This is a genomic window from Arthrobacter sp. MYb221, from assembly GCF_002979835.1.
Lineage (GTDB): Bacteria > Actinomycetota > Actinomycetes > Actinomycetales > Micrococcaceae > Glutamicibacter.
Genome location: NZ_PCPW01000016.1, coordinates 60,751 through 82,601, shown reverse-complemented (window position 1 = coordinate 82,601; position 21,851 = coordinate 60,751). Strand labels below are relative to the sequence as shown.

General features: G+C 61.5%; 20 protein-coding genes and 1 tRNA gene. 16 read left to right on the top strand and 5 right to left on the bottom strand.

The features are described from left to right. Window positions 1-7 precede the first annotated feature (7 nt). The 8 genes from CQ015_RS16330 to ilvA all read left to right on the top strand — a co-directional run bounded on the left by CQ015_RS16330 (window position 8) and on the right by ilvA (window position 9,333). On the top strand, window positions 8-700 hold the full coding sequence (locus tag CQ015_RS16330; protein ID WP_096287741.1) for a DUF501 domain-containing protein: 693 nt from the start codon (window positions 8-10) through the stop codon (window positions 698-700). Then, window positions 700-1,623, top strand: a complete 924-nt coding sequence (locus CQ015_RS16325) for a Ppx/GppA phosphatase family protein (protein ID WP_105650645.1) — start codon at window positions 700-702, stop codon at window positions 1,621-1,623. Before CQ015_RS16330 ends, CQ015_RS16325 begins: the two co-directional genes overlap by 1 nt. A 60-nt stretch (window positions 1,624-1,683) precedes the next feature. Next, window positions 1,684-3,213 carry a S8 family serine peptidase gene (locus CQ015_RS16320; protein ID WP_255248491.1) on the top strand — a complete coding sequence of 510 codons (1,530 nt, stop codon included), beginning with the start codon at window positions 1,684-1,686 and terminating at the stop codon, window positions 3,211-3,213. A 252-nt stretch (window positions 3,214-3,465) separates the two neighbouring features. After that, on the top strand, window positions 3,466-4,848 hold the full coding sequence (locus tag CQ015_RS16315) for an NAD(P)/FAD-dependent oxidoreductase (RefSeq protein WP_105650644.1): 1,383 nt from the start codon (window positions 3,466-3,468) through the stop codon (window positions 4,846-4,848). Between the two features lie 119 nt (window positions 4,849-4,967). After that, a tRNA-Leu gene (locus tag CQ015_RS16310) sits at window positions 4,968-5,049 on the top strand. Window positions 5,050-5,839: 790 nt separating this feature from the next. Continuing rightward, window positions 5,840-6,661 carry a Bax inhibitor-1/YccA family protein gene (locus CQ015_RS16305; RefSeq protein WP_096287733.1) on the top strand — a complete coding sequence of 274 codons (822 nt, stop codon included), beginning with the start codon at window positions 5,840-5,842 and terminating at the stop codon, window positions 6,659-6,661. Window positions 6,662-6,870: 209 nt separating this feature from the next. After that, window positions 6,871-8,061, top strand: coding sequence for an AI-2E family transporter (locus CQ015_RS16300; protein WP_258133612.1), 1,191 nt, complete (start codon window positions 6,871-6,873; stop codon window positions 8,059-8,061). Next, a complete protein-coding gene (gene ilvA / locus CQ015_RS16295) occupies window positions 8,062-9,333 on the top strand; it encodes a threonine ammonia-lyase (RefSeq protein WP_096287729.1) in 1,272 nt (423 codons plus the stop codon). 78 nt (window positions 9,334-9,411) lie between these two features. Here the strand turns inward: ilvA and greA are convergent, their stop codons facing one another. Further along, the gene (gene greA / locus CQ015_RS16290; RefSeq protein WP_096287727.1) at window positions 9,412-9,906 is read right to left on the bottom strand and encodes a transcription elongation factor GreA; all 495 of its coding nucleotides are present in this window, start codon (window positions 9,904-9,906) and stop codon (window positions 9,412-9,414) included. A gap of 291 nt (window positions 9,907-10,197) precedes the next feature. After that, entirely contained in the window at window positions 10,198-10,617 is a 420-nt protein-coding gene (locus CQ015_RS16285; RefSeq protein ID WP_096287725.1) for a DUF4307 domain-containing protein, read from the bottom strand. A gap of 208 nt (window positions 10,618-10,825) precedes the next feature. Between CQ015_RS16285 and mca the strand changes: the two genes are divergently transcribed. The 5 genes from mca to CQ015_RS16260 all read left to right on the top strand — a co-directional run bounded on the left by mca (window position 10,826) and on the right by CQ015_RS16260 (window position 16,739). Beyond that, on the top strand, window positions 10,826-11,692 hold the full coding sequence (gene mca / locus CQ015_RS16280) for a mycothiol conjugate amidase Mca (RefSeq protein ID WP_096287807.1): 867 nt from the start codon (window positions 10,826-10,828) through the stop codon (window positions 11,690-11,692). A gap of 43 nt (window positions 11,693-11,735) precedes the next feature. Continuing rightward, the gene (locus CQ015_RS16275; protein ID WP_105650643.1) at window positions 11,736-12,017 is read left to right on the top strand and encodes a hypothetical protein; all 282 of its coding nucleotides are present in this window, start codon (window positions 11,736-11,738) and stop codon (window positions 12,015-12,017) included. Between the two features lie 182 nt (window positions 12,018-12,199). Continuing rightward, window positions 12,200-14,308, top strand: coding sequence for a thioredoxin domain-containing protein (locus tag CQ015_RS16270; RefSeq protein ID WP_181150449.1), 2,109 nt, complete (start codon window positions 12,200-12,202; stop codon window positions 14,306-14,308). Window positions 14,309-14,406: 98 nt separating this feature from the next. Beyond that, window positions 14,407-15,168 (top strand): isoprenyl transferase, encoded by a 762-nt coding sequence (locus CQ015_RS16265; RefSeq protein ID WP_096287719.1) that lies wholly within the window; start codon window positions 14,407-14,409, stop codon window positions 15,166-15,168. A 257-nt stretch (window positions 15,169-15,425) separates the two neighbouring features. Next, window positions 15,426-16,739, top strand: a complete 1,314-nt coding sequence (locus CQ015_RS16260; RefSeq protein WP_105570248.1) for a PhoH family protein — start codon at window positions 15,426-15,428, stop codon at window positions 16,737-16,739. Here the strand turns inward: CQ015_RS16260 and CQ015_RS16255 are convergent. Further along, window positions 16,736-17,530, bottom strand: a complete 795-nt coding sequence (locus tag CQ015_RS16255) for a hypothetical protein (protein WP_146114083.1) — start codon at window positions 17,528-17,530, stop codon at window positions 16,736-16,738. The two genes, CQ015_RS16260 and CQ015_RS16255, sit on opposite strands and share 4 nt — an antisense overlap. An 84-nt stretch (window positions 17,531-17,614) precedes the next feature. Here CQ015_RS16255 and CQ015_RS16250 point away from each other — a divergent pair, with 84 nt between their 5' ends. Continuing rightward, a complete protein-coding gene (locus CQ015_RS16250; protein WP_176484236.1) occupies window positions 17,615-18,109 on the top strand; it encodes a prepilin peptidase in 495 nt (164 codons plus the stop codon). A gap of 4 nt (window positions 18,110-18,113) precedes the next feature. Continuing rightward, a complete protein-coding gene (locus tag CQ015_RS16245; protein ID WP_105650640.1) occupies window positions 18,114-18,581 on the top strand; it encodes an NUDIX domain-containing protein in 468 nt (155 codons plus the stop codon). Between the two features lie 172 nt (window positions 18,582-18,753). Here CQ015_RS16245 and CQ015_RS16240 read toward each other — a convergent pair whose 3' ends face one another. Together CQ015_RS16240 and CQ015_RS16235 are read right to left on the bottom strand one after the other, a co-directional pair. Beyond that, window positions 18,754-20,451 carry an MDR family MFS transporter gene (locus tag CQ015_RS16240; RefSeq protein WP_105650639.1) on the bottom strand — a complete coding sequence of 566 codons (1,698 nt, stop codon included), beginning with the start codon at window positions 20,449-20,451 and terminating at the stop codon, window positions 18,754-18,756. Window positions 20,452-20,500: 49 nt separating this feature from the next. After that, a complete protein-coding gene (locus CQ015_RS16235; protein ID WP_255248489.1) occupies window positions 20,501-21,160 on the bottom strand; it encodes a TetR/AcrR family transcriptional regulator in 660 nt (219 codons plus the stop codon). Window positions 21,161-21,273: 113 nt separating this feature from the next. Between CQ015_RS16235 and CQ015_RS16230 the strand changes: the two genes are divergently transcribed. After that, window positions 21,274-21,840, top strand: a complete 567-nt coding sequence (locus CQ015_RS16230) for a GNAT family N-acetyltransferase (protein ID WP_105570245.1) — start codon at window positions 21,274-21,276, stop codon at window positions 21,838-21,840. Window positions 21,841-21,851: the final 11 nt, after the last annotated feature.

Below are 21,851 nucleotides of genomic sequence, written 5' to 3'. Positions count from 1 at the left end.
CGATAACTTGACTGATAAGCCAATCCGCGAAGCCCTCGATGCCGCCGGACGTGTTCCCAGCGAGCAGGACCTGGATACGCTCAGCCGCCAGCTGAACCGTCCGGTACGCGATGTGGTGGAGATCGGTGCACGCTGCGTGTGCGGCAATCCGCTGGTGGCGACCACCGCCCCGCGGCTTTCCAGCGGCATCCCCTTCCCGACCACCTACTACCTGGCGCATCCGGTCATCACCGCCGCGGTGTCCCGGTTGGAAGCCGCCGGGCTGATGGGCGCCATGAACGATCGCTTGGGCGAGGATTCGCAGCTGGCCGCCGACTATGTGTCGGCGCACGAGTCCTATCTGGCGAACCGCGAGGCGATCGGCGAGCGTTCGGGCACCGGGGCGGTCCCGGAGATCGACGGCGTCTCGGCCGGCGGCATGCCGAGCCGGGTGAAGTGCCTGCATGTGCTCGTGGGGCATTCGCTGGCGGCCGGCGAGGGCGTGAACCCGCTGGGTGACGAGGCCATCGCGGGGATCGCGGAATGGTGGACCAAGGACAAATGCTTCTGCGAAGGCGCCTGGGATACCACCGGCGCGGCTCCGAGCCTGGATCGATCGCGCCATGTGAAGACCCAAGAGCGAGTTGACCCGGCAGTGAAACGCGCCGAGCGCGCACGCAAGCGTGCCGAGCGCGAAGCCACCGAAGCGGATCAAGCCTGATGCGCGTAGCGGGAATCGACTGCGGGACGAACTCCATCCGCCTGCTGATTGCGGATGCCACCGTTGAGCCCGACGGCGTGCAGCTGCGTGACGTCGTGCGCACCATGCGCGTGGTTCGGCTGGGCCAGGACGTGGACGCCACCGGCGGGTTCGCTCCCGAAGCTTTGGAACGTACCTTCGCCGCGGTGCGCGAGTACAAGGCACTGTGCGATGAGCATTCAGTCCAGCAGATCCGTTTTGCGGCGACCAGCGCGGCGCGTGATGCCTCGAACCGCGAGGTCTTCCTGTCCACCGTCACCGGCATCCTGGGCGTGAGCCCCGAGGTGATCACCGGGGATGAAGAAGCGAGCCTGTCCTTTACCGGCGCGGCCTCGGTGCGCCACGCCAAGGACGGCCAGCTGCTGGTCATTGATCTTGGCGGCGGTTCCACCGAATTTGTCCTCGGTGACGATTCCGGACCGCTGGCCGCGGCCTCGCTGGATATGGGTTGCGTGCGGGTGACCGAACGCTTTGCCGACCGCGACGGGGCGATCGAGTTCATCGATGACACGCTGGCCACGCTGGACGGCCGAGTCGATGTGTCCCGTGTGGATACGGTGATCGTGGTGGCCGGTACCTTTACCACCCTCACCGCGCAGGCGCTGAAGTTGAGCGCCTATGATTCGGCAGCCATCCACGGCGCCCAGCTTTCCTTCCCGCAGATGCGCCGAGCCACCGGTGAAATGCTCTCCTATAGCCGTGCGGAACGCGAGGCGTTGGGCTTCATGCATCCGGGACGCGTGGATGTGATTCAGGCCGGCGCGTTGATCGTGGAACGCATTCTGGGTTACCTCGAACGAGCCAGCCAGAACCGTCCGATGACGTTGATCGCCTCGGAGCACGATATTCTCGATGGAATCACGGCCTCGGCCGCGCGTAACTAGCCAACTGCAGTTCTAGCCCTACTGGCCCGGCATGCCGGAGCCCCTTGCGAGGAGATGATCGTGGGTCACTTGACTACCGGCAAGCCCGTCGCGGCGCGTACCTTGTTGGCTGCCGTGTTGGCGGCGCTACTGGCCGGGGCTACGGTGCTTGGCGCCGCTCCGGCCCATGCGGACGATATCCGCAGCAGCGAATACTGGTTGGCGGCCCAGGGCATTACCGAGGCGCACAAGGTCACCAAGGGCAAAGGCGTCAAGGTCGCTATCATCGATACCGGCATCGATACCAGCCACCCTGATCTGAAGGGCGCGATCGCCGGCGGGGCGGACATGTCTGGTTCCGGCGGGCCTAAGGGCGATAGGCCGATCGGTGTGATGAGCGAGCACGGCACCCTGGTGGCCACCTTGCTGGGCGGGCGCGGCAACAATAAGCAAGAGATTGAGCGGATCAAGTCCGAGAACGAACGGCTGAAGGCCGCGTGGGAACGCGCGAAGAAGAACGCCGAAGAAAAAAATGAAGACAAAGCGGACGACGAAGAGCCGGTAGAAGTCCCCGAGGAACCCGAATACGAGAAGGTGCCGCCCCTGCGTGCGGGCAATGACGGAGTGCTCGGCGTCGCTCCGGAAGCCGATCTGCTTTCGGTGTCCTTGTGGATGGGCGGGGAAAACCCTTCGGGCATTCCCGTCGAGGAGCAGATCCCCAAGGCGGTGCGCTGGGCAGTTGATTCCGGCGCGAAGGTGATCAACATGTCCCTTGGCTCCACCTCGCCGGCGTGGCCCGAAAGCTGGGATGACGCGTTCAAGTACGCGGAGGACAAGGATGTGGTCATCGTGGCCGCCGCGGGCAACCGTTCGGGCGGGATGAGCCAGGTCGGTGCCCCGGCAACGATCCCCGGCGTGCTGACGGTCGCCGGGGTCGATGAGTCGGGCAAGGCTTCGAAGGATTCCTCCACCGAGGGTATCTCCATCGGTGTCGCCGCTCCCGCCGAACAGCTCGTCGGAGGCCTGCCCGGCGGCGGATACGCCCGCTGGTCCGGTACCTCGGGCGCTGCGCCGCTGGTCGCCGGCGTGGCCGCGCTGATTCGCGCCGAGCATCCGGAGATGAAAGCGCCACAGGTGATCAACCGAATCCTGCAGACCGCCAAGGACACCGGCGCGGCCGGTGTGGACAATCTGTACGGTTACGGCATTATCGATGCGCACGCGGCGCTGACCGCAAATGTGCCGGTGGCCGAGACTAATCCGATGAACACCATTACCGAGTGGATTCGGATCCATCGCCGAAATTCAGATGAAAAGACCGAGGCGCCGGATCCAGGGGTCTCCATGGAGAAGTCGACGCTGGATCCCGTAGCGGCTCCCGAACCGATCCTTCCCGATGACTCGGCCCCGGCACTGCAGCCGGTGATTGTGCTCGGCGGTGGAATCCTGCTGGTGCTGGTACTCCTCGGCGGGGGAGCGCAGGTAGGAATTCGTGCCCGACGGCAAAAGAAAATCCGTGAAGCCGAGCTCGCGGCCCTGAGTAAATTGCAGGTCGGCAAGTCGGGCGATGGGCGCGATCTATTCGACGAAATCCCGGAAGACGATAAGTAGCCGAAACTTGTTGCTGGCGGTGAGCCAAAGGAGATAGAACTCCTTTGGCTCACCGCCAGTTCGGGTTAACCCGTGGCGGTAGGCGCCCGGTGTCCGATGACCGTTTCCAGGGTAGGTTTTCAGCTGGAAAGCGCGGAATTCTCCCGGTGCGCTCCGCCGCGGCAGGAACTTGTGCGGGCGGAGAGACGAAGGCAACAGAGAAAGTTAGTGAATGTTTTCACTAACTCCGATATTCCGCGTAGAATCAAGAGTATGTCGATCATCGAAAGCTCCCAGAAGCGTCCGCGCATTCTTGTCGTTGGCGGTGGCTATGTTGGCCTTTACGTCGCGATGAAGTTGCAGAAGAAGGTCAAGGACCACGGTGGCATCGTCACCGTCGTAGACCCGAACCCATACATGACTTACCAGCCATTCCTGCCAGAAGTTGCAGGTGGCAATATCGAACCACGCCACGCGGTGGTCTCCCACCGTGCGCACCTGAAGCACTCCGAGCTGGTTAATGGCCGCGTGCTGAGCATTGACCACGCTAGCAAGAAGGCTGTTGTCGCCCCGGTCAGCGGTGAAGAATTCGAGCTGGAATACACCGATATCGTGATGTCCGCTGGCGCCATCACCCGCACCTTCCCGATTCCGGGACTGGGCGATGCAGGCATCGGACTGAAGACCATCGAAGAAGCGGTAGCACTGCGCAACAAGGTTGCCGAACGCATAGAGTCCGCAGCGAATATGACCGATCCGGTTGCACGCAAGCGCGCGCTGACCTTCGTTGTGGTTGGTGGCGGCTTCGCTGGCATCGAAACCATTGCCGAGCTTGAAGACATGGCTCGTCACCTGGTCAAGCTCAACGACCGCGTCGATGAGAAGGAAGTCCGCTTTGTTCTCGTTGAGGCGATGGGCCGCATCATGCCGGAAGTTACCGAAGAGCAGGCCTTGTGGGTTGTTGACCACTTGCGCAGCCGCGGTATCGAGGTCCTGCTGAACACCTCGCTGGCAGATGCCACCGACGGAAACCTGCAGCTGATCAATATGGCAGACAAGTCCCCAGCCGGCGAATTCGGCACAGACACCTTGATCTGGTGCGCCGGTGTCATGGCGAACCCGATGGTGCGCTCCACCGATTTCCCAATCGAACAGCGCGGCCGCATCGAGACCCGCACCGATCTGCGGATCAAGGATGAGAACGGCAACCCGTTGGACGGCGCCTGGGCTGCCGGCGATATCTCGGCCGTGAAGGACGTCACCGGCGGTCTGCCGGATGGCACCTGCGTGCCGAACGCACAGCACGCAGTGCGCCAGGCCAAGCTGCTGGCGAAGAACCTGTATGCATCGCGCTACGGCGTAGGCACCATCAAGGAGTACAAGCACAAGAACCTCGGCGCAGTTGCAGGCTTCGGCCAGAACAAGGGCGTCGCCAAGGTAGTTGGCCTGAAGCTCAAGGGCTGGCCAGCTTGGATGGCACACCGCGGATACCACGGTATGGCCATGCCAACCTTCGAGCGCAAGTTCCGCGTCCTGGGCGACTGGATGGTTGCTTGGTTCTTCTCGCGCGACGCGGTGCAGCTGAACAACTTGGAGACCCCTCGCGCGGCCTTCGAAGAATCGGCTAATCCCAAGAAGGCTACTTCAGCGAAGTAAGCTGTTTTGATCGACGAATGACCGCCACAGGGGCCGGAAGCTACTTCTGGCCCCTGTGGCACTGATCGATGCGGGAATTTCAGATTTTACGATCTGATCGCGTAAGATTTTAGAGTCTTGCCCTCATGGTGGAATTGGCATACACGGCTGACTTAAAATCAGCTGCCGAAAGGCTTGTGGGTTCGAGTCCCACTGGGGGCACCTGTGAAAGGGCCGCTACTTACCTGTAAACACGGGGAAGTAGCGGCCTTTGCTTTGCTTGAATACTGGTGCTTTGCAGTTGACTTGTCGATTCTGGCAAAGCGGATCTCTATCAGTCCTTCGGCCACCGACCGAGTGCAGACGACGCTGAAGCGTCCTGGTTCCGCGGAGCTCAGGAACAAATTCCAGAGCTGGATTCTGCCACTTGGATTGGCTCATGAGGCCCCAAGCAACGCGTTCCAACGACTGTACGTCCCGGCCCCGGGTTGCTATGGCGACGTCGAGCATGCCGGGTATTGGCGAACGCCAGGATTCAATTTCCCCCGTAGCCCAGCCCTCGAAAAAACACGTTGGAATTCGCCGCGCCATTGCCAATGCAGAAAAATGGATCGCATCAAGAGTGCATGAATCGCGCGGAAGCAAGCCAGGACGGCCTAGTTTTCCGCATCGGACGGTACTGAAACCACACAAGGCCATTGCTATCGGCGGGGCCGCCACTTGCAGGAGGCCATCTCCACGAGGCGATTCCCTCTGGCTCTGCATTGCGACGCTGCAGGCAAAAATTCCCCCATGCTGCCGGGGTCAAAGGGGATGGGATTGAAGTTCTGTCGCTCGCAATTAACGTGGCTAGCGGCCTAACCATGAAGCGAAGCGGAAGATGCACACGCTCTAGGCATAATTCAGGCCAAATATATCGATATCATCCCTATGGCTGAGCCGATTCACAGCAAACCCAAATAAGATCGGTAGCAGGACACAGGCGATGGGCTTGTGCTTGAACAAACGACTTATGGGGGAATTCAGGTTGAGCGGTAACCCGATCTTCGGTTCCAAGAACCAGTCTGCAAACTGGGGCACTGGCTCCAATGCAGGCAGTCCGGTCGGATTCCACGAATCCGGCAACCTCAGCGCCGACCAGTTGCAGGGCATGTACCAGCAGCCATCGGCCACTAGCCACGACACCGGTCGCATGACGGTCGGTGACACCATCAACAAGACCATCCTTACCTTGGGACTTGTTGTGCTTGGCGCCGCAGCGGGCTGGGCAGTGCCAATCCTGATGTTGCCAGGCGCACTGGTCGGTTTCGTGCTGGGCCTGGTCAACGTGTTCAAGAAGAAGCCATCGCCGGCACTCATTCTCTTGTACGCAGTAGCCCAGGGCTTGTTCCTCGGCGGCTTGTCGCAGTTCCTGAACGGGCTATACCCGGGTGTCGCAATCCAGGCGGTCGTCGCGACCTTCTGCGTCGCCGGCGTGACCTTGGCGCTGTACCGCTCGGGCAAGTACCGGATGAGCCCGAAGCTGAACAAGATGTTCATGATCGCGATGATCGGCATGGTGGTCTTCTCGCTGGTCAATATGGTCATGATGATGACCGGTACGGTTGACGGCATGTTCGGCATGCGCAGCGGTATGCTCGGCGTCATCATCGGTGTCGTTGCGGTCCTGCTTGCGACCTACGCGCTGGTTTCCGACTTCACCATGATCGAGGAGCTTTCCCGCCAGGGTGCCCCGGCCATCATGGCTTGGCGCGGTGCCTTCGGCCTGACCATGACCCTGGTCTGGCTCTACACCGAGATTCTGCGCATTCTGGCTATTCTGCGCGAAGAGTAATAACCATATTGGAATAGATTTTGAGAACCAGTGCCCAATACGGGCACTGGTTCTGTTTTTTGTGTCACAATACCGACATGGATCCCGGTGCGGCGCGGAACTCACGGTAACTTAGAGAAATGAAGAGTAACCGGCTGTCGCGACTGCGCCGGTTCCGAGTGGTGCTACCAGCTAAAACCAGCCCGGGACCGACTCCACGCTCAGCGAACGTGGATTTCCATGATGCGGATGACATGCCCTATGGGGTGCGGCTAGCGGCCTGGTGGTCCTGGCGTTTCCTCGTGGTGGCCGCCGCCGTAGGCGCGATTGTCTGGCTCCTGTCGCAGCTGTCTTTGCTGCTGATCCCGGTGATGATCGCCGCACTGATCAGCGGTCTGCTATCCCCTATCGTCAACGTGCTGAATCGTAAGTTGGCGGTGCCGCGCGGATTGGCCGTGGGATTCACAGTGCTTGGCTTCCTCGCGTTGGTGGTGAGCGGATTATCGATGGCCGGCCAGCGCCTTTCCGCCGGGTTCGCAGCACTGTGGAACCAGTCGATCGCAGGGCTGGAACAGGTCCAGGATTGGCTTTTTAATGGCCCCCTGCAGCTAACCAATGACGACCTGCAAAACGTCATCGATGACGCGTTAGGCCAGCTACGCTCGAACGCCACGAATATCTTGAGCGAAGCGATCAGCTGGGGTTCGGCGCTCGGCCAGATCGTCACCGGAGTCCTGCTGGCCCTGTTCACGCTGATCTTCCTGCTCCTCGATGGACGGAAGATCGGCCTGTTCCTGATCAACCTGCTGCCTCTTCGCGCCCGTCCCGCCATGGACGGCGCGATGAGCCGCGGCTGGTTCTCTCTGGTGCGCTACGTGCGCGTGCAGCTGCTGGTGGCTTTCATTGACGCGGTGGGCATTGGCTTTGGCGCGTTCTTCCTGGGCGTTCCGCTAGCGATGCCACTGGGCGTGATCGTCTTCGTTGGCTCCTTCATCCCGATCATCGGCGCGCTGGTTACCGGCGCATTGGCGGTGCTCCTGGCGCTGGTCGCCAACGGTTGGATCAACGCGCTGATCATGCTTGGCGTGGTGTTGCTGGTTCAGCAGGCCGAATCGAACATCCTGCAACCGCTGATCATGGGCAAGGCGGTGAGCCTGCATCCGCTGGCAGTGGTGCTCGCAGTCGCCGGCGGAGCCATGGTGGCTGGCATCCCCGGAGCGCTGTTCGCCGTACCGATCATGGCCGTATTGAATTCGGTGGTGAAATACCTAGCTCGGCGCGGATGGGACGATGACCCGTTCGTCCGCGAACAATATGGGGTTGGCGAGGATCCTCACGCCCCTCCAGAGCAGCCCACCGAAACTTCCCCCGAACAACCGCCGGTGAGCCGGCGCACCGAGAACTTCGCAAATGAGGAATAGATGAGCAGCAAGCCTGAACTACCTGTCACCTTGGCTGATATCGAGCACGCAGCACAAGTGCTCGAACCGGTGATCGCCCGCACCCCGATCGAGCATTCGCGGGTACTTTCCTTGCATGCAGGCGCCGAGGTGTTCTTGAAGTGCGAGAACCTGCAACGCGCGGGTTCCTTCAAGGTCCGTGGCGCCTATGTACGCATGTCAAAGCTCAGCGCCGAAGAGAAGGCCCGCGGAGTGGTGGCCGCTTCGGCAGGCAACCATGCGCAGGGTGTGGCCCAAGCGGCGGCGCATCTAGGAATTAAAGCACGCATCTACATGCCGCGCGGGGTGGCGCTGCCGAAGCTTGCGGCCACCCAAGACCACGGCGCGCAAGTGGTGCTGCATGGGGACACCGTCGATCAGGCGCTGGCCGAGGCGCAACGTTTTGCCGATGAAACCGGTGCGGTGTTTGTGCACCCCTTCGACCACCCCGACATCATTGCCGGCCAAGGAACTATTGGCCTGGAAATCCTGGAGCAGCTTCCGGAAGTGGAGACCGTGCTGATGGGCGTGGGCGGCGGCGGCCTGCTGGCAGGTGTGGCCATTGCATTGAAGGAGAAAGCTCGTCAGCTGGGCCGCGACATCAAGGTGATCGGCGTGCAGGCAGAAAATGCCGCCGCGTACCCTCCGTCGCTGGCCGCGGATGCACTGGTGCCCTTGGACACGGTGCACACCATCGCTGATGGCATCGCGGTGGGCAAGCCGGGGCAGTTGCCGTTTGCCATCATCAAGGAACTCGTTGATGACGTGGTGACGGTCTCCGAAGATGCGCTGGCGCAGGCGCTGGTAGTGCTGCTGGAGCGCAATAAGCTGGTGGTGGAGCCGGCTGGTGCCGTAGGCGTCGCGGCCCTGCTGGAGGACCGTTTGAAAGCCCATGGAATTGACCCGGCGACTACCGTGGTGATCCTCTCGGGCGGAAATATCGATCCGCTGCTGATGCTCAAGGTGATCCAGCGTGGTCTAAACGCAGCCGGTCGTTTCCTGACCGTGCGCATCATGCTGCCGGACCGTCCAGGTGCGTTGGCGACCATCTCGCGGGTCATCGCCGAATCGGATGCAAATGTGACTCGTCTGGACCACACGCGCATCGGCGGCTCGCTGTCCATGGGCGATGTAGCGATCACCATCGATTTGGAAACCAAGGGCCATAAGCATTCCGAGCATGTGCTGGATAATCTGCGTGCCGAGGGCTTTGACCCGCACATCACGAACAGCGCTGGCGGCTCGGTAGCCTAATTTCGAAAGTACAGATGAAAAGCAGCTGGCCTGACACTTTTTCAAGTGTCAGGCCAGCTGCTTTTGATGCGTAGGGGACTAGCCCTCGTATGGCGTGGCGGAGATGATCTCCACGGCGATATCGCGGCCGTTGGGTGCGGTGTAGGTCAGCTTGTCGCCAACCTTCTTGCCATGCACTGCCTTGCCGATTGGGGACTGCTCCGAGTACACCTCAAGGTCGCTGTCGCCGGCAACCTCACGGGAACCGAACAGGAAGGTGGTCTCATCACCAGCGATGGTGGCACCCACCAGCATGCCTGGTTCGACCACTCCGTCATCTGCGGGCGCTTCGCCTACGTGGGCGCGGCGCAGAAGGTCCTTGAGATAAAGGATGCGGGCCTCGGCCTTGCCTTGCTCCTCACGAGCAGCGTGGTAGCCGCCGTTCTCCTTGAGGTCACCCTCCGAACGTGCCTGCTCGATGCGGGCAACGATTTCGGTGCGGCCTGGGCCGGAGAGGAAGGTCAGTTCGTTCTGAAGGCGGTCGAAGGCCTCCTGAGTCAGCCACACGACAGGTTCGTTGCTGTTGGTGCTCACGTTGTACTTCCTTTGGTCTGTCAGGGACTTCTTCTGTTAACCGTCCGAGGTGGACGGCAAAGCCGAACGCCACCATGCGGTGGCGTTGAAGAAGTCAGATTCGGTACGAATTGGCGATCTGTCGAATTTCGGCGGATGCAAGCAAAGACCCCGCTAGGCTCCTGTCCCAGTTGCTTTTCAACTAGGCGCACAAACCGATGCGGGGTTAAACGTACTTTCCAACGATAATAGTCGTGTTTGGGAAATAATCCCAATAGATTCAGCTCTGAGGGAAGAAGAACGAGCTAATTGTTACTCGGAGAAATCGTTCGGGACCTTGTAGCAAGCCTCTACCCCAGCGGTGACGGCAAGGTTATCGGTACGCAGCGGCACCGTGATGCGCTGGGTAGTCAGCTGACCCGGATCGGCGGATTCAAGCGCGATGCTGGTAAAGCCAACGGTAGCCTTGGACTCGTTCAGCGCTCTCACATCGCACTGCACACGGTGCTTGGAATTGTATTCGACCTCGATCACCGCGGTCGCCTGAGCTGGCGAGGCAACCGAAAATTCGATGTCCTGCGCGGTTATGGCACTGAAGTTTGCGAATCCGATATACGCCGCACCGGCGACACCGACGGTCAGCGCGCCACCGATGAGCAGGAAGCGGGTGCGCTTGGACAGCGGGCGTTTCTTGGGGTTGTTGTATCGAGCCGTTAAGCTTGGATCAGACATCGCTTACCCTGTACCACTCTCTGCCGCTATCTATGAGGTATCTCTTAGTCTACCGGCAGGCGGTTCAGGGAATAACTCGGGTCTACGTGAGAGTTGTCATTGATGGTATGCCATGACGGCATACCGGCCTGTTCACAGTGCAGAAGGAAGATTTTACGTGGAGATTCACGACGTGAAGAAGTTAGCGCCGTCCCAGGGGCTGCGTCTCATGGCAATTCATGCCCACCCGGACGACGAGTCTTCAAAGGGGGCTGCCACCATGGCCGCCTATGTTGAAGCCGGCGCCGAGGTCATGGTCGTCAGCTGCACCGGCGGTGAACGCGGTGACATTCTCAACGCTGCGGTCGGGGAACTGGCCCACGCGCATCGTGACCTGCCCGGCGTGCGCCGCACGGAGATGGCTGAAGCCGCCGCGGTACTCGGGGTTAAACACCGCTGGCTAGGATACGTCGACTCGGGCCTGCCCGAGGGAGAGCCGTTGCCGGAACTGCCTTTCGGCGCGTTCGCACTGCAGCCGGTGGAAATCGCGGCAGCTGGTGTCATCAAGCTGATCCGCGAATTCCGTCCGCACGTGATTACCACCTACGACGAGAATGGCGGATACCCGCACCCGGACCACATCCAAAGCCACAAGGTCGCCACCTTCGCTTTCGAACAAGCCGGAAACCCGGAGATGTACCCCGAGCTCGGTGAACCTTGGGAAGTGGACAAGCTCTACTTCGACCGTGCGTTCTCCTCTGACCGCTTCCGCACCTTGCACTACGCAATGCTGGAAGCTGGCTACGAATCTCCGTACACCGAACGTGTTGCCATGTGGGAAAACGACGAAGAGAACGAAATGTTCAAGTGGGTTTCGCCACATACGACCACCACCCAGGTGCACTGCGCAGACTACTTCACGCTGCGCGATCAGGCCTTGCTAGCGCACCGAACCCAGATTGACCCGGAAGGTTTCTTCTTCGCGGTCCCCGAGCACATCTATGCCGAGTCATGGCCGTGGGAGGACTACACGCTGATCTCCTCGAAGGTTGCCACCGAGTTGCCCGAAACAGATCTGTTTGCCGGACTAAGATAGAGCTAAGTACCAACCAGTCCCAGAAAAGAGTTGTCCCCACACCGTGAATGCGATCTACGCGACCATGCTGGTTGCGAGCACCAAAGTGCAGAACGAAAACTTGGACGAGAACAGTTATGGCCCGGGTTTCCTCGGGTTCGTGTTCACCGCGTTTCTGGCACTGGCAGTAATCTTCCTCATTCGCGACATGGTGCGCCGCGTACGCCGCGTGCGCTACGCCTCGGAAGCCGAGGCTAAGCAGAATGAGCTGATGATTAAGGGCGAGAACCAGCCACGCCAAGAATCTACCGATCCGGTAGATCCGAAAGCTTCCGAAGACAGCTAAGCTTCACGGCAGTTGGATCAAGGCCTCGTGCCGTGTGCGCCAAATTTTTGGTGCGCCCGGCACGAGGCTTTCCGTTTCTGATCGGGCGGGCCATGCGGGAACGCAGTGTGGCCTAGCAAACCGATTTTGCCTTTGGCCACGTTTGCAGGTGAGCTCTAATCCTCATGGGGCAGAATGGCGCTATGGGACAACGAATCGCCACAAGCTCCTCTGCCTACCTGCGTCAGCACTCGCACCAGCTCGTTGACTGGTGGCCCTACGGTGATGAGGCTTTTGAGCAGGCCCGGCTGCGGGATGTTCCGGTAATGCTCTCCATCGGCTATGCGGCCTGCCACTGGTGCCACGTGATGAGCCACGAATCCTTTGATGACCCTGGGATTGCTGGAAAATTGAATGACCGATTTGTCGCGATCAAGGTGGACCGCGAGGAACACCCGTTGGTGGATGACACCTACATGATGGCCACTCAAGCCTTGACGGGTTCCGGCGGCTGGCCCATGACGATCTTCACCCTGCCCGACGGGAGGGCCTTCCACGCCGGCACCTATTACCCCCGCGAACCCCGGGGGAAGATTCCTTCCTTCGCCCAGCTGCTCGACGCGGTGCATCAGGCCTGGGAGGAACGCCGTGAAGGGCTGGAAGAGCAGGCCGATATGCTCGCCAACCATCTGGCCGAACTTGGCTCCCGGCAAGGGACACTACTGACCCTGCCGAGCACCTCTCCGGTAGCCGAGGCGCTTGCGGTCGCGAGCACGCATTGGATTACCGCGACCAAACCCGAAGGTGGATTCACCCCGGCGCCCAAGTTCCCACCGAGCTGGGCGCTAAAAACCCTGTGGCGCACGGTGATGCTGAACCCCGAGCGCAGCGCTGAAGGGTTCAATGCGCTGGCGACTACCATCGAGGCGATGCTGCTTGGCGGTCTGCGCGATCATCTGGCCGGCGGGTTCGCCCGCTACTGCGTGGATGAGCACTGGGCGGTCCCGCACTTTGAAAAAATGCTCTACGACAATGCGGGTTTGCTCTCCCTGTGTGCGCGCACCGCAGTCTTTGCCGAAGAGTTGGCGGCACAGGACACCGCGGAGTCGGTGCGTGCAGCGCAGCTTGCGCAGCTGTCCCGGCAGGCGGCGCTGGATACCGCGCAATTCTTGTCCGCCGAGCTGCTGACCGGAGCGGAAGGCGAAGCGCATCGTGCGTTGGCCGCCTCGTTGGATGCGGATTCAATGCGTGCCGGAAAAAGCGTCGAGGGAGCGGCCTACACCTTCACCCGGGAAGAATGCGCCGAGGCGCTGCGCCGGGCGGGAGTGGAGCTGCCTGCGGGTCTGGTGCGGCTCGCGGCGGTGGCCGAAGATCCCGGCTACTTCCACCTGTCGTTGACCGAGGCGCCGGCAAACGACCAGGTCGAGATCTGGGAGGCCTTCAAGGAGCAGCTGCGCATCCTGCGGGCCGCTCGCGAACGTCCGGGGCGAGATGAGAAAATCATTGCCGGATGGAACGGGCTGGCGATCGAGGCCCTCGCGGAGGCGGGCGAACTGCTCGCCGACCCGTGGCTCGGAGAACTTGCCGAGCAGGTGGCGACCACGCTCTGGGAGGTTCACTGGGACGCGCAGACTAGGACCCTTGCCCGAGTCAGCTTCGCCGGTCAGCCGGCGGCCGGCAACGAGGGGACCTTGCAGGACTATGCTGCCCTCGCCCTGGGGTTTCTGGCGCTGGGCCAAAGCCCTAAGCGTGCCACATGGCAAGAGCGCGCCGGGGTGCTGCTTGAGCGTGCTGCGAGCTTCCTCGATCCCGAAACCGGGATCCCACGAGATACCGTCAGCCTAGATGCACGGCTGAGCAAGCAGCGCGCAAATATCGCACCGGTCACGGTACTCGATGATGCCATCCCCGCCGCCGGGGCGCTCTACGCCAAGGCCATGGCGCGCCAGGCGCTGCAGAGCATGGCGGACGGGAGCTTCGATGCGCTGGGCGCCGACCGGCTTGAGCAGGCAGGCAAGCTCAGTGCGCACGCTTCGGCGCTCGCCGGCGAAGCGCCCACCCAGGTGGCAACCGCGCTAGAGGTGCAAGCGGTGCTCGACGCGACGGTGCATTATGTGAATTTCACCGGAGGCAGCAACGCGGAACGCGTGAGATTACGGGCGCTTTGCAAGGGACTGGGGATCGAAGCCAGGAGCGCCGGCGAAGCGTCCAAGGACGTGCAGAGCCTGCAAATCCAGCCCTGCAGGCTCCAATTGTGCAACCTTCCGGTGACCGGAGTAGACGCATTCTTGCGGATGCTGCGTGGTCAATAACCCTTGAGCCGGCCCGGTTGGATGCACCGGGCACGCGGCGAAACACGATAGATTTAGTTAGAAGAATTCTTTGATTGTGTGCGAAAGCGAGGAACCAGGTGCGATTTCCCTCTCTGGTGTACCGTTTCTACGAACGGCGCCTAGCGAAGTCGTTGCCCAGTGACAAGCTTCCGCACCACATTGGGGTGATGGTTGACGGTAATCGCCGGTGGGCAAAGCTTGCCGGAAGCCCGACCCTTGCCGGCCATCAGGCCGGAGCAGACAAGATCCTTGAATTCCTTGAATGGTGCGAGGACCTGGGAATCAAGGTCGTCACCCTCTACATGCTCTCCACCGACAATCTGAACCGCGAACCCAGCGAACTGCGCGACCTGCTCAAGGTCATCGGCAACACCCTGGATCGGTTGGGGGAGACCAACCAGGTCAAGGTGCAGCAAGTCGGTGCGCTGGATCTGTTGCCCGAAGAACTTGCCACGAAGCTATCGGCCCTGGAAACGATCACGGCACACCGCACCGGGGTGCACGTGAATGTCGCTATCGGCTATGGCGGCCGGCGGGAAATTATCGACGCGATCAAGTCATTGCTGCACGATGCAGCGGAGCACGGACGTTCGCTGGAATCGGTAAGCGAGTCGCTATGCATCGATGAGCTGGAGTCATACCTGTACACCAAGGGGCAGCCGGATCCCGACCTGGTGATACGCACCAGCGGTGAACAACGGCTCAGCGGATTCTTGACCTGGCAGAGTGCCTACTCCGAGTTTTATTTCTGCGAAGCGTTGTGGCCGGACTTCAGGCGCGTCGATTTCCTCCGCGCGCTACGCGACTTCGCAGACCGCCAGCGCCGGTTCGGCGCTTGATAGCCCAGTGAAATGCCAAGTATCTAGCGTTCAAAAAAATGATACTTGCGCTTAACCTACTGGAGCCCTTTGCGGTCTATGGTGAGAATATGGCGGGATGACACAGTCCCGGCTGACCGAAAGGTTCCTCACTAGATGACCAGATGCGGCGTTTCCCCGGAGCAATTCGTGGGTCACCCTTGGCATCCGGTGGCGGAACTTCCCACTGAAGCGTGGGGAGATTCCCCCACGCCGGATTCGAGAATGGGTGCGCTGCTATGACCCGAACTACCGACTCGGTTGTCCGAACTTACGTCATCGACACCTCGGTGTTGCTGTCGGACCCGAAAGCGATGTTCCACTTCGAGGAACACCATGTGGTGATCCCGTTGACAGTCATTACCGAGCTGGAACACAAGCGCAAGGACCCTGACCTGGGCTTCTTCGCCCGCCAAGCGTTGCGCCTGCTCGACGAGCTGATCGCCAGCCATGGCGGCTTGGCGGATGCGGTTCCGGTTTCCGATGCCGGAGGTACCTTGCGCATCGAGCTGAATAACATCGCCTCCGAGGTGCTTCCCTTGGGGATGCGCTCGGGAGACAACGACACCCGCATCCTGGCGGTAGCCAAGCACCTGCTCGACCAAGGCCAGGACGTGGCCTTGGTGACCAAGGACCTGCCGATGCGCATCAAGGCTTCGGCCATCGGCATCCACGCCGAGGTGTACCGCAACGAGCTGATCGCTTCCTCGGAATGGAGCGGGGTGGAATCACTGGAACTCGATGAATCGAAGATGGCAAGGCTCTACGACACCGAGCGGCTCACCGATCTTCCCGAGGCGAAAGATTCTCCGGTGAACACCGGCTACGTGATTACCTCGCCGCGCGGCAGTGCGCTGGCCCGCAAGGTCTCGGCCGACACGGTCAAGCTGGTGCGCGGGGACCAGCAGGCCTTCGGGCTGCATGGGCGCAGCGCCGAACAACGCATCGCACTGGATTTATTGATGGATCCGAATGTCGGAATCGTATCGATGGGCGGCAGCGCAGGCACCGGCAAGTCAGCGCTGGCCTTGTGCGCGGGGATGGAAGCGGTGCTCGAACGCCGGGAACACCGCAAGATCACCGTGTTTCGACCGCTCTATGCGGTGGGCGGCCAGGAACTTGGCTATCTGCCGGGCTCCGAGGGAGAGAAGATGGGACCGTGGGCTCAGGCGGTCTTCGATACCCTGGGCTCCATCGTGTCCAAGAACGTGATCGACGAGGTTCTCGAGCGGGGGATGCTCGAAGTCTTGCCGCTGACCCACATCCGCGGGCGTTCGCTGCATGACTCCTTTGTGATCGTGGACGAGGCGCAGTCCTTGGAGCGCAACGTGCTGCTTACGGTGCTCTCGCGTATCGGACAGAACTCGAAGGTGGTGCTCACCCACGACGTGGCCCAGCGCGACAACCTCCACGTGGGACGCCATGACGGTGTCGCCGCGGTGGTTGAGCAGCTCAAGGGGCATGCGCTCTTCGGGCACGTGACGCTGATGCGTTCGGAGCGCTCGGCGATCGCGGCGCTGGTCACCGAGATGCTCGAGGGGCCGCTGGTCTAGCGCTGTGCGCGCACCGTCCACGGGATGTGTGCGCGCACATCAGTCATGGTGGGTGTGGCTACGGTGAACAGCGAGTCGATGTAGTACTCGTTCTTCGCCAGCACCGCGATGCGCAGCGGCGGTTCGCTCCCATCCAGCAGCCGGCGCTCGACGCAGATTCCGGTATCCAAATCCAAGACAAGCAGCGCAGCAGTTCCGGCTGGGACCAAGGTAAATGAGTCGCTACTGGGCTGGTAGCTGTGGCCTGCGGTGAGCACCGCGGAGAGTTGCGCGCGACCGTGCTCGCTGCGTGTGGGAGCCAGCTCGTGGATGTATGTGGGATGTTCGAAGGCGAGGTCCAATGATGCCGGCTCGGTACCGGCCAGCTCAAAGGGGTCGAGCATGGTCGCCAAGAAATCCAAGGGCAAGAGGTCCTGGTAGCCGTCGATGTCCGGCCGCCGGGCGATCAGGTGGTCATTGGTGTAGACCGGATAGGTGAGCGAGGCCGGAAGCTTCCAGGAGGACTCGGTCGCGGCCACGTAGTCGCGGCCACGGTCCGCGGTGAACAATTCGCGCTGGTAGCGCAAGGTATCGGATTCGTCGCTGATGGCGATAGCCTCACGGCCGCGCAGGATCATGCCCAGCGTGCCCGATAGCGAGTGCTGGGCGAAGGCCGGCGGGACATCGAGTTCCAGCCGCAGCGAGGTGCTCAGCCAGGGAGCCGAGCGGGCCAGTGCACGGAAGCGCCGGCGCGCCGCGGAATCGGGTGCCGGATGTTCGGGGAACAACTGCGGTGCTGCTGGCTGGGTCATAATTCAAGTGTAGAAGCGCTCAAGTTATTCACAACCCCACAAGCACCACTAGAGTCCAAGTCCCTGCCCGCTTATGCTCTAACCATGATCGGTATTTGGCAGGAATCGGTGGGTGCGGCGTTGCTGCTCATGCTGTTCTGCGCCTGCTTTCTGGGCTTCGGGGTGTCGCTGGCGGTGGCCGATGTGAAAAGCCACCGGTTGCCGAACCGCTGGCTGCTGCGTTGGGCCGCGGCCAGTGCGCTGCTCTTGCTGGGGCTCAGCGCGGTGCGGGCAGCCTACATGCCTTTGCTCTGGGCGCTGCTCGGCGCCGTCATTCTGGGCGGGGCCTACTTGGTGCTCGCGCTGGTCTCGCGCGGGTCAATGGGCATGGGCGACGTGAAGTTGGCCGCGGTGCTCGGCTTGAACCTCGGCTACTTCTCGCTGCCCGCGTTATTCGTGGGCAGCGTATTTGCCTTTGTGCTCGCCAGCCTGGTGGTGCTGGCGGGAATTATCGCGCGGAAGCTCACTGCCAAGTCGGCGGTGGCCTTCGGCCCGTTCATGATCCTCGGTGCGGCCCTGGCCCTGCTTATGACACGATAGGCCCATGGCAACTCCGGAATTCATCACCGAACTGCGTACCCATATCGGCCATGACATGCTCTGGCTCAGCGGGGTGAAGGTCGTTGTGCTCGACGGGTCGAAGGTCTTGCTGGTTCGCCGGGCAGATAACGGGCTGTGGACCCTGCCGGCAGGAATTATCGATCCCGGCGAAGAAGCCTCGCACACCGCGGTGCGCGAGGTCCACGAAGAGACCGGCATCGACTGCGAGCTGACCCACCTGCTGGGCATCGGTGTCACCGCGCCGGCGACCTATCCGAACGGGGACCACGCCCAGTATCTTGATGTGGTCTTCCGGGCGAGGCATCTGGGCGGCACTGCGGAAATAAATGATGATGAAAACGTGGAAGTCGGCTACTTCGAACTCGATGACCGCCCGCGGCTGCCGCCGCTGCACGAGCGGGCCATCGACTGGGCGCTGAATCCGCGCCCCGGAGGGTATTTCGCCGCCTAGAGCAAGGTGTAGTTTGCGATTCCCCGGAAGCGCATAAGTCGTTTGCCTGCCCTTCGCTTGGTAAACAAGAAGACTTTGGAAAACGACAACGCCCCGCACGAGCGATTCCTCATCTCCCAGCAGGCTGGGGAAAGGAATCGCAGGTGCGGGGCGGCGCCTAGCACGAGGCTAGCTACACCCTAGGGCGTTCGTCGCTTTTCGGGGCGGTAGCTGCATCCTGCTCCGACTCACCTTGCGGAGGCTGATTCACCAACCTTGCTTGTCGTTCTGCATCTTCAAGTAGCTTGGCTTCCTCGCCACCAATCGCCTCGCCACGTGCCACCATGCCAGCGGTGTCCGAGAGCGGAACCTGCTTGAGCAGCAAGGCCAAGACGAAGGCGATGAGGATGAACGGGATCAGGTACCAGAACACCGGGGCCAGCGAATCGGCATAGGCGGTCACGATCCCATCGCGCATTTGCTCCGGCAGCTTGGCCAGGGTCTGCGGATCCAGAGTCGCGGTCGCATTGCCGGCGTCCGTGGCGCTTGCCCCGGAAGCGGTGAACACCTCGGTGAGCTTCTCGGAGAGTCGGTTGGTGAACATGGCACCGAAGATCGCCACGCCCAACGAGGCACCGACCTCGCGGAAGTAGTTGTTCGTCGACGTGGCGGTGCCGACCATTATCGGGTCCACCGCATTCTGCACCACAAGCACAACAACCTGCATGATCAGGCCAAGGCCCGCGCCGAAGACGAACAGGTACACGCAGATCAGCCACAACGGGGTGCTGGCGCTCAGCGAGGTGAACGCGAGCATCGCCAGCGCGGTGACCAGGGCACCGGCGATCGGGTAGCCCTTGTACCTGCCGGACTTCGTGATTGCGATACCCGAGAAGATGCTGGTACCCATCATGCCGATCATCATCGGGACCATGAGCAGCCCCGAGACCGCGGCGGAGGTGCCAGAGGACATCTGCAGGAAGGTCGGAACGAAGGCAATCGCCGCGAACATGCCCAGGCCCAGGGTGAATCCGATGGCGGTGGCGTTGATGAAGATCCGGTTCTTGAACAGCGAGAGCGGAATGATCGGGTCTTCCGCACGGGCTTCGACGACCACGAACAGCACGGCGGCTGCCAGCATGCCAAGGCCCCAACCCCAGGTTTCCAGGGCTGCCCAGCCATGGTTCTTCGAGCCGCCGAAGTCGGTGAAGAAGATCAGGCAGGTGGTGGCGGCCGAGAGCAGCAGCACGCCCAAGACGTCGATCTTCTTGGTGGATTTCTTGTTCGGGATGGTCAGCGCGAACCAGGCGATCAGGAACGCGGCGATCCCGATTGGGATGTTGATGTAGAAGGCCCACTGCCAGGTCAGGTGATCTACGAAGAATCCACCAAGCAGGGGACCTGCGACGGCCGAGATGCCGAAGATGGCGCCCAGCGGGCCCATGTACTTGCCGCGCTCGGAGGCCGGGACGATATCCGCGATGATGGCCTGCGAGAGGATCATCAGCCCGCCGCCGCCCAGGCCCTGCATGGCGCGGAAGAAGACGAACATCCAGAAGGTGCCGGCAAACGCGGCACCCACCGAGGCCAGGGTGAACAGCGCGATGGCGATCAAAAACAGGTTGCGCCGGCCGAGCACGTCACCGAATTTGCCGTAGATCGGCATCACGATGGTGGTGGCCAGCAGGTAGGCGGTGGTGATCCAGGCCTGGTGCTCGACGCCGCCGAGCTGCCCCACGATGGTTGGCATGGCGGTGGAAACAATGGTCTGGTCGAGGGAGGAGAGCATCATTCCGGCGATCAGCGCGGAGAAGATGATCCAGATACGCCGTTGCGTCAGGAGCAGCGGCGCCGGTTCCGGGATTTTCCGGGACTCGGTGGTCGTTGACATGCGTGGGTCCTTGCGAGATTTATAGGTGGCTGGTGGTTCTGGCGTCCGGCTAGGAACGAGTTAAGGGCTGGCAATACAATTCCCGAGCCAGCTCGATGACTATGAGGAATTCTTCGGCCAGGCTTCGTTCGCGCTCGGATTCGAGGAAACGGTCGATGGCTTTGAACGTGGCGAACTGCAATGAATGAACAAGCAGCGCGAGACCCGGATGGTCCGCCTCGACACCTTCGCGCTGGGCGATAAGCTTCATGAATTCGGCTTGCCGCTCGGGGCCCACCTGCATCATGCGTTCTAGCAATTCGGGTTCGCGATGCACGGCTGCGAAGAATCCCTGGGTGCTGCGGATAGCCTGCTCGTCGCGGTTCAGCTGTTCGATGATCAGTGCGACGAGATCCGCCTGCAGGGTGGGGGAGATCCCGGTGATTCCTGCCGGCCGGGCGGCCATAAACCGATCCATTGCGCCGTGCGGCACCCCGTCATCAACGTGCCCGAAGACCGCGTCGATCTTTGTGGCGAAGTAGTTGAAAAAAGTGCGGCGCGAAATGCCCACCGCCGCGCAGAGCTGATCCACGGTGAATCCGGCAAAGCCGTATTCGGCGGTGAGCTCACGTGCGTGCTGGGTGATCGAAAGGCGCGTTTTTTGCATGCGTGCGCTGAGCCCGGCAGGTGCCGCAGCCGGTTCGGAATCGTTCGTTGCACTTTTATTCACAAGATGCAGTTTTGCACTCATGATGCACACAGTGCAACTTAAGTAATCGGGAACACAGGACGGCACCTGCCGACAATGGCGGGGGACGGCCAGAAACTACTAGGATCGGCCCTATGACTTTGCTACAGCTGCTCGAACCGAGCACGCATCTTCACGAATCATGGCTCGCGAGCAACCGGGAATGGAATGGCGAGGACCAGCAGGGAGCCTCGGTATTCTTTGCCGAAAGGTTCGGGTGGGAGTTGGAGAAGCCCGAGGATTTTGCCAGCTGGGTACGACTGCTCAAGGACCTCAGCGACGACTCAATCCTCCCGCCGCAAGGCTTCGTCAACCAGAGCACTCTCTGGCTGGAACGCGAGGGCGAATACCTCGGTGCGGTCAGCCTGCGCCACGCATTAATCAACGAATCCCTCAAACAGGTCGGAGGGCATATCGGCTACGGGCTGCGCCCCAGTGCACGCGGAGCCGGCCTGGCCAAGCGGGCGCTCGCCGAAATGCTCGAGATTTCTCGCCAACGTGGCCTCGAAGAAGTGCTGCTTACCTGTGCCGACTCGAATATCGCTTCGGCACGAACCATCGAGGCCTGCGGCGGGGTGCTGGAACGTGTCTGCCCGGTAGCCGAGATCGCCGAACCGTTCGGGCTTCAGGAGCCGCAACGCCGTTATTGGATCAAGCTCTAAGCTCACTGCCC

What these genes read in the sequence shown, in the direction of transcription:
- CQ015_RS16325 (WP_105650645.1), top strand. Translation starts at nt 700, where the DNA reads ATGCGCGTAGCGGGAATCGACTGCGGGACGAACTCCATCCGCCTGCTG.
- CQ015_RS16315 (WP_105650644.1), top strand. Translation starts at nt 3,466, where the DNA reads ATGTCGATCATCGAAAGCTCCCAGAAGCGTCCGCGCATTCTTGTCGTT.
- CQ015_RS16305 (WP_096287733.1), top strand. Translation starts at nt 5,840, where the DNA reads ATGGGGGAATTCAGGTTGAGCGGTAACCCGATCTTCGGTTCCAAGAAC.
- ilvA (WP_096287729.1), top strand. Translation starts at nt 8,062, where the DNA reads ATGAGCAGCAAGCCTGAACTACCTGTCACCTTGGCTGATATCGAGCAC.
- CQ015_RS16285 (WP_096287725.1), bottom strand. Translation starts at nt 10,617, where the DNA reads ATGTCTGATCCAAGCTTAACGGCTCGATACAACAACCCCAAGAAACGC.
- mca (WP_096287807.1), top strand. Translation starts at nt 10,826, where the DNA reads ATGGCAATTCATGCCCACCCGGACGACGAGTCTTCAAAGGGGGCTGCC.
- CQ015_RS16270 (WP_181150449.1), top strand. Translation starts at nt 12,200, where the DNA reads ATGGGACAACGAATCGCCACAAGCTCCTCTGCCTACCTGCGTCAGCAC.
- CQ015_RS16260 (WP_105570248.1), top strand. Translation starts at nt 15,426, where the DNA reads ATGACCCGAACTACCGACTCGGTTGTCCGAACTTACGTCATCGACACC.
- CQ015_RS16255 (WP_146114083.1), bottom strand. Translation starts at nt 17,530, where the DNA reads ATGACCCAGCCAGCAGCACCGCAGTTGTTCCCCGAACATCCGGCACCC.
- CQ015_RS16250 (WP_176484236.1), top strand. Translation starts at nt 17,615, where the DNA reads ATGATCGGTATTTGGCAGGAATCGGTGGGTGCGGCGTTGCTGCTCATG.
- CQ015_RS16245 (WP_105650640.1), top strand. Translation starts at nt 18,114, where the DNA reads ATGGCAACTCCGGAATTCATCACCGAACTGCGTACCCATATCGGCCAT.
- CQ015_RS16240 (WP_105650639.1), bottom strand. Translation starts at nt 20,451, where the DNA reads ATGTCAACGACCACCGAGTCCCGGAAAATCCCGGAACCGGCGCCGCTG.
- CQ015_RS16230 (WP_105570245.1), top strand. Translation starts at nt 21,274, where the DNA reads ATGACTTTGCTACAGCTGCTCGAACCGAGCACGCATCTTCACGAATCA.